Origin of the sequence: Pseudarthrobacter sp. NBSH8, from assembly GCF_014217545.1 — a bacterium.
Lineage (GTDB): Bacteria > Actinomycetota > Actinomycetes > Actinomycetales > Micrococcaceae > Arthrobacter.
Genome location: NZ_CP043178.1, coordinates 557663 through 574242, shown reverse-complemented (window position 1 = coordinate 574242; position 16580 = coordinate 557663). Strand labels below are relative to the sequence as shown.

Annotated in this window: 10 protein-coding genes and 2 pseudogenes; 6 read left to right on the top strand and 6 right to left on the bottom strand. The window is 65.4% G+C overall.

The window, feature by feature from the left end; all coding sequences use genetic code 11:
* Nucleotides 1-275 precede the first annotated feature (275 nt).
* Nucleotides 276-2024: a pyruvate dehydrogenase gene (locus FYJ92_RS02655; RefSeq protein ID WP_185262482.1), complete on the bottom strand. Its 1749-nt coding sequence runs from the start codon at nt 2022-2024 to the stop codon at nt 276-278.
* 265 nt (nt 2025-2289) lie between these two features.
* Nucleotides 2290-3684 carry an MFS transporter gene (locus tag FYJ92_RS02650; protein ID WP_185262481.1) on the bottom strand — a complete coding sequence of 465 codons (1395 nt, stop codon included), beginning with the start codon at nt 3682-3684 and terminating at the stop codon, nt 2290-2292.
* Between the two features lie 253 nt (nt 3685-3937).
* Between FYJ92_RS02650 and FYJ92_RS02645 the strand changes: the two genes are divergently transcribed.
* The 3 genes from FYJ92_RS02645 (at nt 3938) to FYJ92_RS02635 (ending at nt 7105) form a co-directional block, all read left to right on the top strand.
* The gene (locus tag FYJ92_RS02645; protein WP_185262480.1) at nt 3938-4606 is read left to right on the top strand and encodes a response regulator transcription factor; all 669 of its coding nucleotides are present in this window, start codon (nt 3938-3940) and stop codon (nt 4604-4606) included.
* On the top strand, nt 4603-6081 hold the full coding sequence (locus FYJ92_RS02640; RefSeq protein ID WP_185262479.1) for a HAMP domain-containing sensor histidine kinase: 1479 nt from the start codon (nt 4603-4605) through the stop codon (nt 6079-6081). Before FYJ92_RS02645 ends, FYJ92_RS02640 begins: the two co-directional genes overlap by 4 nt.
* Nucleotides 6082-6175: 94 nt before the next feature.
* The gene (locus tag FYJ92_RS02635) at nt 6176-7105 is read left to right on the top strand and encodes a TAXI family TRAP transporter solute-binding subunit (protein WP_185263637.1); all 930 of its coding nucleotides are present in this window, start codon (nt 6176-6178) and stop codon (nt 7103-7105) included.
* A 110-nt stretch (nt 7106-7215) separates the two neighbouring features.
* On the opposite strand, the gene FYJ92_RS02630 is transcribed toward FYJ92_RS02635, so the two are convergent.
* Nucleotides 7216-8730, bottom strand: a complete 1515-nt coding sequence (locus FYJ92_RS02630) for an XRE family transcriptional regulator (RefSeq protein ID WP_185262478.1) — start codon at nt 8728-8730, stop codon at nt 7216-7218.
* A 153-nt stretch (nt 8731-8883) separates the two neighbouring features.
* On the opposite strand from FYJ92_RS02630, the gene aceA reads away from it, so the two are divergent.
* Both aceA and aceB read left to right on the top strand, forming a co-directional pair.
* Nucleotides 8884-10200 carry an isocitrate lyase gene (gene aceA, locus FYJ92_RS02625; protein WP_185262477.1) on the top strand — a complete coding sequence of 439 codons (1317 nt, stop codon included), beginning with the start codon at nt 8884-8886 and terminating at the stop codon, nt 10198-10200.
* Between the two features lie 93 nt (nt 10201-10293).
* A complete protein-coding gene (aceB, locus tag FYJ92_RS02620; RefSeq protein ID WP_185262476.1) occupies nt 10294-11946 on the top strand; it encodes a malate synthase A in 1653 nt (550 codons plus the stop codon).
* A gap of 226 nt (nt 11947-12172) precedes the next feature.
* Here the strand turns inward: aceB and FYJ92_RS02615 are convergent, their stop codons facing one another.
* The 3 genes and pseudogenes from FYJ92_RS02615 to FYJ92_RS02605 all read right to left on the bottom strand — a co-directional run.
* The gene (locus FYJ92_RS02615; protein WP_185262475.1) at nt 12173-13369 is read right to left on the bottom strand and encodes a CynX/NimT family MFS transporter; all 1197 of its coding nucleotides are present in this window, start codon (nt 13367-13369) and stop codon (nt 12173-12175) included.
* A 207-nt stretch (nt 13370-13576) separates the two neighbouring features.
* Nucleotides 13577-15133, bottom strand: coding sequence for an IS1182 family transposase (locus FYJ92_RS02610; RefSeq protein ID WP_185260994.1), 1557 nt, complete (start codon nt 15131-15133; stop codon nt 13577-13579).
* Nucleotides 15134-15322: 189 nt separating this feature from the next.
* Nucleotides 15323-16060, bottom strand: a pseudogene (locus FYJ92_RS02605) (ROK family protein); the annotation flags it as partial.
* Here FYJ92_RS02605 and FYJ92_RS19265 point away from each other — a divergent pair.
* Nucleotides 16049-16306, top strand: a pseudogene (locus FYJ92_RS19265) (Gfo/Idh/MocA family protein); the annotation flags it as partial. The pseudogenes FYJ92_RS02605 and FYJ92_RS19265 overlap by 12 nt on opposite strands.
* Between the last annotated feature and the right edge of the window lie 274 nt (nt 16307-16580).

The following is a 16580-nucleotide window of genomic DNA, read 5'->3' as shown; positions in this document are numbered from 1 at the left end:
CTGGTAGTGGAACGGCCGGTTGAAGCTAATGGACCGCTCAGGCCCCGGCGGAGCGCTGGAGACAGCTCCGTTGATCTGAGTGACAGCGGTCCCAGCGCGGTAGCTGGATCTGCACCCGCTCCAATGCTCCAGCGTCGAAGGCATCCGCGATTTCCGTCCGCATTTCCGCAGGAGGCTCCCGGGCGAGGACACGATGTTTCCGTTGGAGCCGTCGCCGCCATTGGTCAGCAGGGCCTCACCGAGGACCAGAGCGGAAGGAACGCAGCTCGGCGCGCCTACCGCCGGGGAATGTTCCGCAGGTTGCTCCGGGCCATACTGACCGCCTCACCGGCACCGCGGTTCAGCACCACCTTGGACATGGCAGTCGCGAAACCAAGCACCTGGGATCCGGAGATCTTCGGCGGAATCGAGAGGGCCTGCGGATCCGTCATCAGCTCCACCAGCGACGGACCGGGATGGGCGAAGGCTGCGCGGTAAGCCCCCTCGATCCGCGCCGGGTCCGTAACCCGCACGGCGTGGAATCCCAGGGCCCTGGCGACGGCGGCGTAGTCGGCGTCGGGCACGTCCACGCCAAAGTCGGGAAGCCCGTCCACCAGCATTTCCAGCTTGACCATGCCGAGGGTGGAATTGTTGAAGACCACAACGTTGACCGGCAGTTTGTGGGCAGCCACGGTGATGAGTTCGCCCAGCAGCATCGACAGGCCGCCGTCGCCCGATACTGACACCACCTGCCGGCGGGGGAATGCCAACTGGGCGCCGATGGCGTGGGGCAGGGCATTGGCCATGGAACCGTGCAGATACGAACCGATCAGCCGCCGGGTGCCGAGGGGGTTGATGTACCGGGCCGTCCAGACGTTGCACATGCCGGTGTCCGCCGTGAAGATGGCATCCTTCGCGGCCACCTGGTCCAGCAGGGAGGCCGCGTACTCCGGGTGGATCGGCTGTTTCTTCTCCACTTTGCGGGTGTAGGCCCCCACGGCCTTGTTCATCAGCCGGTCATGCTTCTTGAGCATCCTGTCGAGGAAGCGGCGGCTCTTTTTCGGCTTCAGCAGCGGCATCAGTGCGGCGAGGGTGGGCCGCACGTCGCCGTGGACTGCGACGTCGACGTCGGTCCGCCGTCCCAGCCTGTGCGCTGCACGGTCCACCTGGGCGGTACGGGTTTCCGGCAGGAACTGGTCATAAGGAAAGTCGGTGCCCAACAGGATCAGCAGGTCAGCGTCCTCGATCCCCTCCGCGGCAGCGCCGTAGCCCAGCAGGCCTGTCATCCCGATGTCGTAGGGGTTGTTGTACTGAACAAAATCCTTTCCGCGGAGTGTGTGCCCGATCGGGGCGTTGATCAGTTCCGCGAGGGAGATCAATTCGTCGTGGGCGCCCTCCACGCCGGCGCCCGCGAAAATGGCGACCTTCCCGGCGTCGTTGATCGCCTCGGCCAACTCCCGGACGCTGGCCGGATCCGGGTTGAGCGTGGCGCGCCGGAACGTGGCGGGCAGCGGCGCTTCGGCTGTCGCTTGCAGCCCCGCGATGTCACCGGGAAGCGTGACGACGGCGACGCCCCCGAGCCCGAGGGCGTGCTGGATGGCGCTGTGCATCACTCGCGGCGCCTGCTCGGCGGTGCTGACCAGTTCCGAGTAGACCGAACACTCGTTGAAGAGCCGGTCCGGGTGGGTTTCCTGGAAGAAGCTGCTGCCGATCTGCTTGCTGGGGATGTGGGACGCGATGGCCAGCACGGGCGCCCCCGAGCGGTTCGCATCGTATAGGCCGTTGATCAGGTGGAGATTGCCCGGGCCGCAGGATCCCGCACATACGGCCAGCCTGCCGGTCAGCTGGGCTTCCGCTGCGGCGGCGAAGGCGCCGGCCTCTTCATGCCGGACGTGGATCCAGTCGATTCCGCCCTCCTTGGCGCCTCCGGTTTGTCGGACCGCATCGACGATCGGGTTGAGGCTGTCGCCCACAATCCCGTAAATCCGCTTCACCCCCGCAGCCTGGAGCTGTTCGATGAGCTGGGTGGCGAGTTCCTTGGCCATGAGTGCACACTCCCGCGATCAGGTTGATGAGCTGTCTGGTTGATGGGCTGACAGGGCCAATATAGTCCCACCGCCTGAACGCGCATCCTGATAAACCAGGGACGCTCTCTCACTTTCCTTAAGAATGTGAGAGAGCGTTTGGAGAAAACCTGCAGGAAGTGAGAGAGCGTCCTGGTGCGGACGTGGTGACGGCGGTGAACGGACGACGGCGGGCGGCCACCCGCCGTCGTGCGCTCACCGGAGCCTCTGCCCCGGAACCTAAACGCTAGACGTTGAGGAAGTCTTTGTCCTTGTCGTTGTCCTTGGCAGGCCGGTCCCAGGCATCGCCCTGTTCGCGGTCCAGGTGCGTGGCCTTCTTGTTTTTCAGGGCGAAGATGTAGACCACCAGCGAGATGGCAATGGCAACCGTGACATAAGTGAAGAACAGATCCACCCGCCCGGCCTTCTGGAACGCGGCACCAAGCAGCGGGACCGTGCCGCCGAAGAGCGAGTTGGCGATCGCGTAGCCCAAACCGACACCGAGGGCGCGGATGGAGGCGGGGAACAGCTCGGCCTTCACGAGGGCGTTGATGGAGGTGTAGCCGCCAACAATAAGCAGGCCACCCATCATGAGCAGGAACGCCGTGAACGGGTCCTTGGTGTTGGACAGGGTGGAGAGCAGCGGCCAGGTGAAGAGGACGCCGGTAATGCCGAACCAGAGCAGCAGCGGCCGGCGCCCCACCTTGTCCGAGATGATCCCGTAGACCGGCTGGAGCAGCATGAAGATGAACAGCGCCCAGAAGTTGATCACGGAGGTGTCGGTCTTGGCGATGCCGGAGGTATCGTTCATGAACTTCAGGATGAAGTTGGTGTACGTGTAGAACGCCACGGTGCCGCCGAGGGTGACGCCGATGCAGATCAGCAGCGGCTTCCAGTGCTGGGTGAACAGCAGCTTCATGGTGCCCGGCTGGGCTTGGCCAGCCGCGACGGGCGACTTGGCGGCCGCGACCTGCTCGGCGGACACGGTTTCCTCCATCGAGCGCCGCAGCCACAGGACCACGAGCGCGGCGACGCCCCCGATCGCGAACGGGATGCGCCAGCCCCATTCGGTCAGGTCGCCTTTTGGCATAACGTTCTGCAAAACGACCAGAACCAGAAGAGCCATCATCTGGCCGCCGATCAGGGTCACGTACTGGAAGCTGGAGAAGAAGCCGCGCCGCTTCGACGTTGCGGCCTCGGACATGTAGGTGGCGCTGGTGCCGTATTCGCCGCCCACGGAGAACCCCTGGACCAGCCGCACAAGGATCAGCAGGATCAGCGCCCAGACGCCTATCTGCTGGGTGGTCGGCAGGATGGCGATGGCGAAGGAACCGGCGGACATGATCGTCACGCTGAGCGTCAGGGCGGCCTTGCGACCCTTGCGATCGGCATAGCGGCCGAAGAACCAGGCGCCGACCGGTCGCATCAGGAACGACGTCGAGAAGACAGCCATCGCCTCGAGGCCAGCCTGGAGCTGGTCCGTAGAGTTAAAGAAGTGCGACTGGAAATAGGCGGCGAAGACTGTGTAGACGTAGAGGTCGTACCACTCCACGAGGTTGCCGGATGAACCCTTGAGGATGTTGCTCACGGCCCGGCGGGTCTGGGCTGACTCGCTTTGGACTTCGGTTTGCTGGGTGCTCATCGCTGAACCTTCCTGGGCTTCTGCGCCTTCTGGCTTACTTTCATGCTTTCCATGGCTTCGTTGCCCATGGTTCCTCCTCGAAATTGGCGGTCCCCCTTGAACACCGAGGACCTGATCCAAGTTATGCGTGAGCCAAGGCACATCCAACGTGGGAGGGCATTTCCTAACACTTCCTTAGGTTTCAGCGGGGGAAGGGGTAACCTCCAAAGCGGGCAGGTTGCAGGTGCCCGCTCAACGAACAAGGGAACAGCACATGGAGTTGCTCATCGTCGAGGACGACGACGCCATGGCGTCCGCCCTCACCGCAGCCGTTGCGACGGCGGGGCACCACCCCACCCGCGTTGCCCGCGGAGCGGACGCCCTGCTGGTCCACCGGAAGTTCGAAGTGATCCTGCTGGACCTGGGCCTTCCCGATATGGATGGCTTGGAAGTGCTGCGGAAGCTGCGCCAGGTCACGCCGGTGCCGATCCTGATTCTCACCGCTCGCGACGACGAACGCAGCGTGGTGCTCGGCCTGCGGTCCGGAGCAGACGACTACCTCGTCAAGCCGGTGAAGCTCGTGGAACTTCTTGCCCGCATCGAAGCCGTCACCCGGCGTGCCGGCCGCAATAGCGCCCTGCGGCAGCAGAGCGTGGTGATGGGTGAACTTGAGATCGACCTCGAGCGGCGCGTGGCTGCCCTCCGTTCCGAGGTCCTCCGGTTGACGGCCACCGAGTTCGACCTGCTGGCGCTTCTAGCCAGCCATGCAGGTTCGGTGGTCACCCGCGAACAGATCCTGGACGCGCTGTGGGGCGACGCGTTTGTGGCCTCTTCCCGGTCCCTTGACGTGCACCTGACCGGGCTGCGGGCCAAACTCCAGTTACCGGGCTTCATCATCAACGTCCGCGGCGTCGGTTACCGGGTCGAGGCGGGCCAAGCGTGAAACTGCGCGTCCTGGGCGTCCTCAGCGTCATGGCGCTGCTCATCGTCATCATCACCTCCAACGCCATCCTGTCCTCCGCCAGCCGGGAACTGACCCAGGAACTGCAGATCAACCGTGCCGCGTCGCTCAACCGCCTGGCGCAAGTGGCATTTGACGCAGCCTCCACCGGCGAGACCGGGCAATTACAGACGGAGATGGACCGGTATTCCGGACTTTACGGGGAGGGAGTCCTCATCCGCCTCCAGCAGGGAACCCTTCGCGCGGGCGGCCTGAGCGAGGATAGGCCGGACGTCCGGGATTCGGTGGCCAGGGCGAACCTGAACCTCAACGACACCACGCTCGCCCCGCTGCAGCCGTTCGGGCCGTCCTCCGAGGTGATCTCCCGTTCCTTTGGCAGCGCCAGCCAGGTCCTGGGCGAGGCCGTTCTCGAGGTCAACCTGGACGCTGCCCGGCAGAAACTTCGGGGGCGGTGGATCGTGGTGGGATTGGCGGCGGCAGCCCTGGCGGCGGCGCTCCTCCTGGGCGCGGCCGGCGTAACCCGGTGGGTGCTGCGCCCTGTGAACCGGCTGAACGCGGCCGTCACCGAACTTGAGGCGACAGGACGGACCGGCCGGCTCCCCGAGGACGGGCCGCCGGAGCTGCGGGAGCTGAGCCGTTCATTCACCACCATGGCGCAGACCGTCAGCAACAGCCTCGACTCCCAACGGCAACTGATAGCTGACACGTCGCACGAACTGCGCAATCCCGTGGGCGCCCTGCGGCTCAGGATCGATCTGCTGCAGCTGGAACTTAAGACCGCCCGGGAACACGACGCCGCGGCAGGGGTGCTGGCCGAGCTCGAACGCGTGGAGGAGATCCTGGACGGGGTACTGAAGCTGGCGGCCGCCGAGCACAGGGCCTCTGAAGACTCCGCCCGGGGGCCGCTGGGAACCACGTCACGTGCGGCGCGGGCGCCCCTTGATCCTTATCCGGTTCTGCAGGAAGAAACCGAACGGGCGGGCCCTGCCGCCCAGCGCAGCGGAGCACAGATCCTGCTCGAAGATCCGCCTGCCCCCGCCGTGCACATCGCCTGCAATTCGGCAGAACTGGCCCAGATGGTCGGCGAACTTCTGAACAACGCCATCAAGTACGCTCCCGGCGGCCACATCTCGGCCGCTGCCCGCGCCAGCCAAGGCACGGTGGCTATCGAAGTGTCCGACGACGGCCCCGGGCTTTCGGCCGACGAACGGACAGCGGCCACGGGCCGCTTCTGGCGGTCCCCGGTGCACCGGACCACTCGCGGCACCGGGCTGGGCATGACCATCGTGGACAAGCTGGCAGCAGCCAACGGCGGCCGGCTGGTGCTTGCCGAGGCATCGCCACATGGCCTGAACGCGCGCCTCGAGTTTCCGGGTGCAGCGGACGTGCCGGGACGTTTGCCGGGACGTTTGCCGGGACCCTTTGCCGGACCGGAGCAGGTGGGTCCGCGTGGCTGACCTGACCGGAGCGCGCCTGACCGGAGCGCTGGACCTGCCCACGCCTCCGCCACTTCCCCCGCGGCGGACCGTCCTCAAGGCCGGGCTCGCCGGGATGTCCGGACTGCTCCTGCCGACCCTGGGTGCGTGCACGCCCACGGACCGCCCGGGCACGGTCACCGTGGCCGGCGGCGAGCCTGGCGGCTTCTATCTGGAGTTCGCCGAGCTGTTGGCGGCGTCCCTCCAGCGTCACGGTGTAGCAGGCCAGGCGTCGGCGCTGACTACCGGTGGCAGCCTGGATAACCTCGAACATCTACTGACCGGCAAAGCCACGTTCGCCGTCGCCCTTGCGGACTCAGCCGCCCAACGCACCGCGGTGCGTGAGACGCCCGCCGTCGGACTTTCCGCCGTGGGAAAGGTGTACGAGAACTACGTCCACTGCGTCATCCGGCGGAACAGCGGGATCCGGGACATTGGCGGGCTTGCCGGCCGGACCGTGGCTGTCGGCGAGCCCGGCTCGGGGACGTCGCTGACCACTCCGCGGCTGATCGAAGCTGCCGGGCTGAGCACCACTGCCGGCACCGCCGACGGCGTCACGATGCTGAGCCTCGGCCTCAACGGGGGCCTAGCGGCCCTGAGGGACGGAACAGTGGACGCGTTGTTCTGGTCAGGAGGAGTGCCCACCGCGGCCATTGCTGCCGCGAACGACGACGTCGGGCTGGGTTTCCTTGATCTGTCCGCGCTGTTGCCGGCGCTGCGGGCCAAATACGGCGTTTTCTACGACCGGGTGCTGATCCCGGCGGGCGCCTACGCGGGGATTCCGTCCGTGTGGACGGTGGGCGTCGCGAACCTGCTGCTGTGCCGGAGCGATCTTGACGACCAAACTGTCAAGCGGACCGTCGAACTGCTGGTGGTCCACGCCGAGGAACTCATCCCGCGCTCCAGCCTGGGCGTTCAGTTCCTCAGCCCGGAATCCCTGATCAACACCGCCGGTTTACCCCTTCACCCCGGCGCCGCTGCCGCGTATCGGAAACTCCACGGGTAACGAAACGCTCTCCCACTTTCTGCAACAAATACGCAAACGCTCTCTCGCTTTCCTTAGGACAGTGAGAGAGCGTCCTTGAAAAACCCGCAATAGGTGAGAGAGCGTCCTGGTCAGCTCCCCGAGTGCGCCGCCAAAAAGCTGTAGACCTCGGTCTCGTCCACGCCGGGGAACGCCCCGGGCGGCATCGCGGCCAGCAGGTGCGAGTGGGCCCGGGCAGACGGCCAGGCGTTGCCCGCCCACTCGGAGGCCAGCGCGGCCGGTGGACGTTTGCAGCAGTTCGGGTCCGGGCAGGTGGACTTTTCGCGGGCAGTGGTTTCCCGGCCGCGGAACCACTTCACATGCTGGTACGGTACCCCGATCGACAGCGAGAACTCGCCGTTGACCGAGCGCTCGGTCCGGGCTGTGCACCAGTACGTGCCGGACGGAGTGTCGGTGTACTGGCTGTAGGCGCTGAACTTGTCCGGCACATCGAACACCGCCCGCGACGTCCATGCCTTGCACGACGGCTGGCCCTCGATGGCGCCGGTATGGTCCATCGGGAACGTCACTCCGTCGTTCTCGTAGGCCTTGAAGATGATGCCGCTCTGGTGGGTCTTCTGGAAGTGCGTGGTGATACCCAGGTGCTTCGTGGCCAGGTTGGTGAAGCGGTGGGCAGCGGTCTCGTAGGACACGGCAAATGCGTCACGGATGTCCTCAACCGCGATTTCCTTGGCAGCCTTGGCTTTCTGCAGGTAGTCCACGGCGGCCTGCTCCGGCAGCAGCAAGGCGGCCGCGAAGTAGTTGGTGGCGACCCGCTGCGCGAGGAAATCGCCATAGTTCTTCGGCGTCTCGTGCCCCAAAACGTAGTGACCCAGCGCCTGCAGCAGCACGGACCGGGGGTCATGATCCTGCCGCTGGCTCTGCGTCAGGTAGATTCTGTGGTTCTTCAAATCCGTCACGGAACGCGTGGAATGCGGCAGGTCACTCACGTGGTGGAGGGTGAATCCGAGCTTCTCGGCGATGTCGGCAATGACGTGCTGGCTCAGCGGTCCGGCCGTGTATCCCACCAGTCCCAGCACCTTCTGCGCCTCGGCCTCATACTCCGGAAAGTAGTTGCCGCGCTCGCGCATCATGGCACGCAGCTCACCGTTTGCGCGTCGGGCCTCCTCCGGCGTGGCCACCTGCTCGTTAAGCTTGCGTTCGAGCTCGTGCAGCAGCCCCACCTGCGCCTCCAGCACATCGGCTGGGAGCCGTGAGCTGATGCGGATTTTGGGCAGATTAAGGGACTCATAAAGGGGCCCGCGCTGGTAGCGTTCCAGCTCAATTTCCAGGGCCGCGCGGCGGCTTGGCGGTTCGGCGCCAAGCAACTGGTCGATACTCACGTTGAGCGCGGCTGCCAGCGCCTGCAGCAGGGAAAGTTTGGGCTCCCGTTTGCCGTTTTCGATCAGGCTCAACTGGCTGGGGGCGGTCCCGACGGCGGCGCCCAGGTCATCGAGCGTGTACCCGGCCTGCTTGCGCAGATGCCGCACGCGGCGGCCCAGGCTGATGACGTCCAGTTCCAGGGAGGCGGCGGACGACGGTGGCAGTACAACTTCGCGGTTCCAGCTTCCAGGCGTCATTTCTTGAGCATACGCGAAGAAGTGCATTTCTTTCCATAGATTTCCCCTAGAGAAGTGTTCTGAAGTGCTGAAAAGTAGTAATCACGGAAAGAAACACCGCACCGGGGTAGCCGGCCGGAACTGCAACGAAGCAGCTCCGGCCGGCAGATAACCACCCGGAGCTCAATCAAGGAGACAACGATGACTGCAGCATTTGAGCCCACCCAGCAGACGCCCGAAGAGCAGGCCGCCGCCCTGGAGCTCGAGTGGGCCGCCAATCCCCGCTGGGAAGGTGTGACCCGTGACTACAAGGCAACGGATGTCGTCAAGCTCCGCGGCCGTGTCTCCGAGGAACACACGCTGGCCCGCCGCGGTTCCGAGAAGCTGTGGAAGCAGCTCACGGAAGAGCACAAGACCGGCGGGTACACCAACGCACTGGGCGCCCTGACCGGCAACCAGGCCGTGCAGCAGGTCAAGGCCGGCCTCCGCGCCATCTATCTCTCCGGCTGGCAGGTTGCCGCCGATGCCAACAACTCCGGCCACACCTACCCGGACCAGTCGCTGTACCCGGCCAACTCGGTTCCCACAGTGGTGCGCCGCATCAACAACGCGCTTCTCCGTGCCGACCAGATTGAATTCTCCGAAGGCATCCAGACTGTTGAGGACTGGATGGTGCCGATCGTTGCCGACGCCGAGGCCGGCTTCGGCGGCCCGCTGAACGCCTACGAGCTCATGAAATCCATGATCCAGGCCGGCGCGTCGGGTGTGCACTGGGAAGACCAGCTCGCCTCAGAGAAGAAGTGCGGCCACCTCGGCGGCAAGGTGCTCATCCCCACCCAGCAGCACGTCCGCACCCTGAACGCCGCCCGCCTGGCGGCCGACGTCGCAGGCACCCCTTCGGTGGTCATCGCCCGCACCGACGCCGAGGCAGCCACCCTGATCACCTCCGACGTCGATCCCCGCGACAAGGAATTCGTCACCGGCGAACGTACCCCGGAAGGCTTCTACAAGGTCCGCAACGGCATCGAACCCTGCATCGCCCGCGCCAAGGCCTACGCCCCGTACTCCGACCTCATCTGGATGGAGACGGGCACCCCGGACCTGGAGCTTGCCCGCAAGTTCGCCGAGGCCGTCAAGGCTGACTTCCCGGACCAGATGCTCTCCTACAACTGCTCGCCGTCGTTCAACTGGCGCAAGCACCTGGACGACGCCACCATCGCCAAGTTCCAGCGTGAACTCGGCGCCATGGGCTTCACGTTCCAGTTCATCACCCTGGCCGGCTTCCACGCCCTGAACTACTCGATGTTCGATCTCGCCCACGGTTACGCCCGTGAAGGCATGAGCGCCTACGTCGAGCTGCAGGAGAAGGAATTCGCCTCCGAGTCCCGCGGCTACACCGCGACAAAGCACCAGCGCGAAGTCGGCACCGGCTACTTCGACGACATCGCAACTGCGCTCAACCCGAACGCATCAACCCTGGCACTGGTGGGATCCACCGAAGAAGGCCAGTTCCACTAAATTTTCCCCAAGTAAGTAGCACTAAGTGTCGTTTTGGAGGCTCACAACGACACTTAGTGCTACCCAGTTTGGGCACAGCTCCAGGAGATTGAAATGAACAGCTTCACTGACAGCTTCACCATCAACGGGATCACTTTGACCGCGCAGCCTGTTTGCCGGCAGGACGAGGTTCTCACTCCGGATGCACTGGAGTTTGTCGCCAAGCTGCACCGGGCCACGGCCGAGCGCCGGCAGGAACTGCTGCAGGCACGCCGGACCCGCCGGGCCGAGATCGCCGCCGGCCAGGACCCCAGGTTCCTCCGCGAAACCGAGGACATCCGAAACGACCCGTCGTGGCGCGTCGCTCCCCCGGCCCCTGGCCTGGAGGACCGCCGGGTGGAGATCACCGGTCCGGTGGACAAGAAAATGACCATCAATGCGCTGAACTCCGGCGCGAAGGTGTGGCTCGCGGACATGGAGGACTCCTCCACCCCCACGTGGCGGAACGTCATCAAGGGCCAGCTTAACCTCACCGACGCGCTGGAACGCCGGATCGACTTCACGAGTCCTGAGGGCAAGGAATACAAGCTCCGCCCGGCCGGCGAGCTGCCCACCATCGTGGTGCGCCCCCGCGGCTGGCACCTGCCCGAGAAGCACATGATCATCGACGGCGCTCCCGTGGCCGGCGGCATCGTGGACTTCGGCCTGTTCTTCTTCCACAACGCCCGCCGCCTCCTGGCCCAGGGCAAGGGCCCGTACTTCTACCTGCCCAAGATCGAGAACCACCTCGAGGCACGGCTGTGGAATGACATCTTTATCCTCGCCCAGGACCTGTTGGGCATCCCGCAGGGCACCATCCGCGCCACTGTGCTGATCGAGACCATCACCGCGGCGTTCGAAATGGAGGAGATCCTCTACGAACTGCGTGATCACGCGTCGGGCCTGAACGCCGGCCGGTGGGACTACATTTTCTCCCTGATCAAGAATTTCCGTACCCGCGGCCCCCGGTTCGTCCTGCCGGACCGCGCCCAGGTGACCATGACGCAGCCGTTCATGCGTGCCTACACCGAACAGCTGGTCCGTGCCTGCCACAAGCGCGGCGCCATGGCCATCGGCGGTATGGCCGCTGCCGTCCCCAACCGCAAGGACGAGGCCGCCAACACCAACGCGTTCGAGAAAGTCCGTGCCGACAAGACCCGCGAGGCCAGCGATGGCTTCGATGGCTCCTGGGTGGCCCACCCGGACCTGGTTCCGGTCTGCCGCGAAGTCTTCGATGCCACTCTCGGCGAGCGTCCCAACCAGCTGGACCGCACCCGTGAGGACGTCATCCCCGATGACCGAGCTCTCATCAACGTGGCCGCCACCGAGGGCACCATCACCGAGCAGGGCATCCGGAACAACATCGAGGTAGGCATTCGCTACATCGAGTCCTGGCTCCGCGGGAACGGCGCCGTCGCCATCCACAACCTCATGGAGGACGCCGCCACCGCGGAAATCTCCCGCTCCCAGATCTGGCAGTGGATGTTCGCCAGCGCTATTACCGACCGCGGCGAAATCATCACCCACCAGTGGATCGAGGAACTGCTCGACGAAGAGTTCGCACGCTTGGAACGCTTCGACGGCGACCGCTTCGAAGACTCCCGCGACATCTTCGAGGAAGTCACCCTCAGCCCCGACTTCCCGTCCTTCCTGACCCTCCCCGCCTACGCCCGCTACCTCACCGAGGCCCGCGAAAAGGCAACCAAAGAGGAGCTTTCCGCAGCCTAGGCTGCGGCAGGCTACTGAATAGATTTCCGTCTGCCGGGCAGGCACGCCCTTCGCAACAGGCATCCCCGAGATCCGGGGCGCCGGCCCGGCGACGGAACACCCCGTGTGACCCGCCGGCGCTCTCTCACTATCCTCAAGATAGTGAGAGAGCGTCGGTCGTTAAGCTGCGTTAAGTGAGAGAGCGTTGCTAAATCAGCAGGGGAGGGAACGTACGACGGCGGACGCGTCAGCGTCCTTTCGGCACCAGCCGCACGGCCAGGGTTGTGCTGACGAAGAAAATAAGCACGGACCCCAGGATCACCAGCAATGCCGGGGTCCACGAGCCCGAAGTGTCGTGCACAAACCCCACCAGCGGCGGGGCTACCGCACCGAAGCAGTAACCGAGCCCCTGGACCGTGGCGGACATCCGGCCCGCGGACAGCTGGTCCCGGGCCAGCTTGATGATGGCGATGAAGATCAGCGTGATCCCGCCGCCCTGCGCGATGCCGCCGAAGGTGGACCACAGCCACCACAGCTCCGGCGCCAGCAACAGCCCGGCCGGCACGGCCGTCCACAGTGTGCCCACGGTGACTGCCGTCGTCGTCGTACTGAGATACTTGGCTGCGAACGGTACTCCCAGGCCGCCAACAATGGCGAAGATCTGGAACAGCGATGACCCTGCCCCGGCCTCCGAAGCGGACATGCCAAGCTCGTCGTTGAGGTAGCTCGGCAGCCACGCCGTCACTGCGTAGTAGGAAAAAGCCTGTCCGGCGAAGCCTGCGGTGAGCCCGGCGGTAATCCAGCCGGAGCCCTTGACGGCAGGGTGATCATGGCCGCCGGGCACTGCGGCGCGGGAGGGCACAAACGCGGTGCGGGCGCCCACTGCGAGGGTCCAGAAAACGATGGCAATCACGGCCAGGATGCCCACGGAGGCCAGAGCCACCCGCCACCCGGCCAGCTCGGCCAGGGGCGCCGTGACCATCGATGTCAGGAATGAGCCGATATTCAACGCCGCTGTGTACACGCCCATGGCGGTCCCTTGGCGCAACGGGGAGAAGTCGCGGCGGATAATCAACGGCACTGCGATGTTGCCCACCGTGATGGCCAGGCCGATCATCACCGTGCCCACCACCACCGGTCCCGGGCCGCCTGCCGAGCGCACAATCACGCCTGCCAGGACGCCAAGGATGGTGAGGGAGACGGCGAACTCCGCGCCGAGTTTCCTTGTGGTCAGTGACGCCAGCGATGCTGCGAGCGCGAAGCACAGCACCGGGATGCTGGTCAGCAGGCCCAGCATCACGGGGGTAAATCCGAGGTCGGCCTGCATCAGGTCAACCACCGGGGCAACAGCAACGAAAGGCCCGCGCAGGTTCAGCGCCAGAAGTCCGATGCAGGCCAGGAGGATCCAGGCCTTGGGAACTTTGGCCAGGAATTGTCCGCTCATGAGGTTTCCGCGGTGGCTAGGAGCCTGCTGATTTAGGCGGATCTAGGACGCCCGGGTTTTCCGGAGGGCCATTTTTTGTGCCGGAGCCGGACGTCGGTTGGGGCGCTGCGGGGCTGAAATCCTGGTCCGTCGCCAGTCTTGGGCACTCCGCGGGGTCTCTGGCGGCTGTTCAGGCCGTTCTCTCCGTGGCGGTCCTGGTCCGGGGTCTTATCCAAGCGCCCACGCCCCGTTCTGGCCGGTCAATCCAAGGTTGAGGAGTCGTTTGAGGTTGATTCCGGCAGCACGGGTCATCCACCAAGCATTATTCTTGGTGACCCCGCGGTAAGGGACGCGTCTGGCTCCGCGGGTCATCCACGCGATCGAGCGCTCGACCATCGGCCGGTGTTGCCGGTAGTCCGCCAGGAACTCCGGGTCAGTAGCCTTGGCCCGGTGTTCTCGGCGGAGCCGGTCGTGCGGGTGGATCTGCATTTTCCGCCCGTTCTTCGCCGTCGTGCACCGGCTCATCAGCGGGCACGATGCGCAGGCTCCACCAAAACTTACCCGTCCTTTCGCACTGATCGCACGGGTGATCTTCGCCGGGCAGGTCACCGTGTTCGCGGCATAGTCGATGGTGAAGTCATCGACAGTGAACCCGTCGGGGACGGCACGGCCCAGCGGCATCGGTTTGATGACCGGGGTGTGCCCGGCGGCCGTGAGAGCGGCCAGCAGCTCGCCGCTGCCGTAGGCGGAATCGCCCAGCACCTGGGCCTGTTGCGTTCCGATGCTCGTGTCGGCGGCGACGAGTTCGGCACCGCGGGCCGCGTCGCTGTTCTCCGGCCCGGCCGCTTTCGTCAGGGCCGCGGCGGTGACCAGGCCGGTCTCGGGCTCGATCACGACGTGGCTTTTGAACCCGTCGATCTTCTTCTGCCGGCTCTTATGCGCGTGCCGGGCGTCCGGGTCAACGGTGGAGATGACCCGGTCCGGGGCGACCTTGCGGGCGATCCTCCACCGACCGTCCGTGCCGTCGGAGCCTTCGGCCGGCTCGACGTCCTGCCCTGCGACCAAGGCCAGGAGTGCAAGTGTTTCCTGCTGCGCCTCGTCCAGGGATTCGGCATCGATACTGCCCAGCAGGGTCAGGGCGTCGGTGACCAGCGCCGACACGAGATCATCGCGGGCACCCTTGTCATCCCAGGCGATGTCCGGTTTTCCCGGTTTGGAGTAATCATGGCCGGCCAGACCCGTCACCACCAGGTCCGCGCCGGGGATTTCCCGGCCGACCCGGCGGATCTGCGCGATCAGCTGGGTGACCGTGTCCTGCCGGGCCACAGCGTCTTCAAGGATTGTCGAATCAATGGCCCGGCGCCTGCGCCCGGAGAGCGCACCCGAGCCGGCGATGACCTGGGTGACGGCCTCGAAAATACGGTGCGGACGGTCACTTTTCGCCAGGCGCCGACGCCAATACGTCAACACCGTCGGATGGAACGCGCCCTGATCCAGGCCGAACCCGCACGCCGCCTTCCACCTCAGGTCAAACGTCAATGCCTCGGCGGTTTCGCGGTCGGAGAGATTATGGAGGGTCTGCAGGACCATGACCGAAGCGATCACGTCCGCCGGGGTCGAGGGGCGGCCGCGTCCGGAGACGAACAGGTCCGCGAAGGCCTCATCGGGGAACAGTTCGTGCCGGTGCTCGGCGAGGAACCTGAACACCGACCCGGCCGGGAGCATATGCCCTGCCAGAGCACCGACATCCAAAAGCTGACGCTGACCATCATCACGACCCTGCACGCACCAAGTCTTAACCATCCCCGGGAATCCGCCCGGAGGCGCGCCTTAAAGTGCCGGATTAATCAGCGCCGTCCTAGAAAGGATTTCATCACTTCCATTGCTACCACGCCGTGTTGTGCCGGAAGCTGCAGGCAGCGTCATGGCGCCCTGGCATACGATGAAGTTCACACCGACCGGCCCCAACGGCGGTTAGCCGGCCGCTTGGAGCGTTAACTCCATGGCCGCAGGCGACAACACATACTGCGTGACCATCTGGCTCGCACCAAGAATCGCCGCCTGGTCCCCGGCCACGGACAGGGCGATCCGCAGGTGGCTGGTTGCCAGCGGCAAGGACCGCCGATAGACCACTTCCCGGATTCCGGCCATCAGGTGCTCTCCTGCCTGGCCAAGGCTCCCGCCTATGACGATGACGGAGGGGTTGAGCAGGTTGACCACGGTGGCCAGCACGTCGCCCACGTCCCGGCCCGCCTGGCGCAAAGCCTGGACGGCCTGCGGATTTCCCTCGCCGACCAGCCGCAGCACGTCGCTGCCTTTGCGCGCCGGCACACCCTGACTGCTAAGGTTCGCAGCCACGGCCGGCCCCGATGCCAGCGCCTCCAGACAGCCATAATTGCCGCACCGGCACAACACGTTGTCACCACGCGAAACGCGCACGTGGCCCAGATCGCCGGCGGTTCCGTTGGCGCCGCGCTGGAGCTGGCCGCTGCTGATAATGCCGGCACCGATGCCCGTGGCGACCTTGACGAAGAGGAAGTTCACGTCCCCGGGCCAGTGGGCGGTCCGTTCACCTAGGGCCATAATGTTCACGTCGTTGTCCACCAGCACCGGCACCGGCAGCGAGCGCTGCACATAGCGGACCACGTCGAACCCGTCCCAGCCCGGCATGATGGGCGGTTTGACCGGCCGTCCGGTGGCATGTTCCGTCGGCAACGTCCTGGGCGAGCCGCCCGGCTGCAGGACATCCTCGAAGTCCGACACATCATGGACGTTGATCCTGCAGTTGCGGAATCCGTGGCGAACAGGGTGGGAGCAACCTTCAGCACCAGCATGGAGGAACTGCTCGCGGACCCTTCGGTGGATGTGGTGGCCATCTGCAGCCCGCACCAATACCATGCCGCCCAGGTCATCGCGGCCTGCCGTGCAGGCAAAAAGGCAGTGCTGTGCGAGAAGCCGTTTGCCATGAGCGGCGACGAGGCCGCCAGAATCTCGGCCTCTGAAACCAGGACCCCCATCATCGTCGGAGCAATGCACACCTTCGATCCGGGCTGGCTCGCGGCTGAGGCCGCGTGGGGCGACCTGCCGGAACAGGTGCACACCATCAGGTCCTCCATCGTCCTGCCACCCAATCCCAGGTTCGAGGACTTCGCCACCGAGATCGTGGGGCGCACCCCCATGCTGGCGCGTGACAGCACCGATCCGGAGGTCATCAAGGCGATGTTCACCGGCG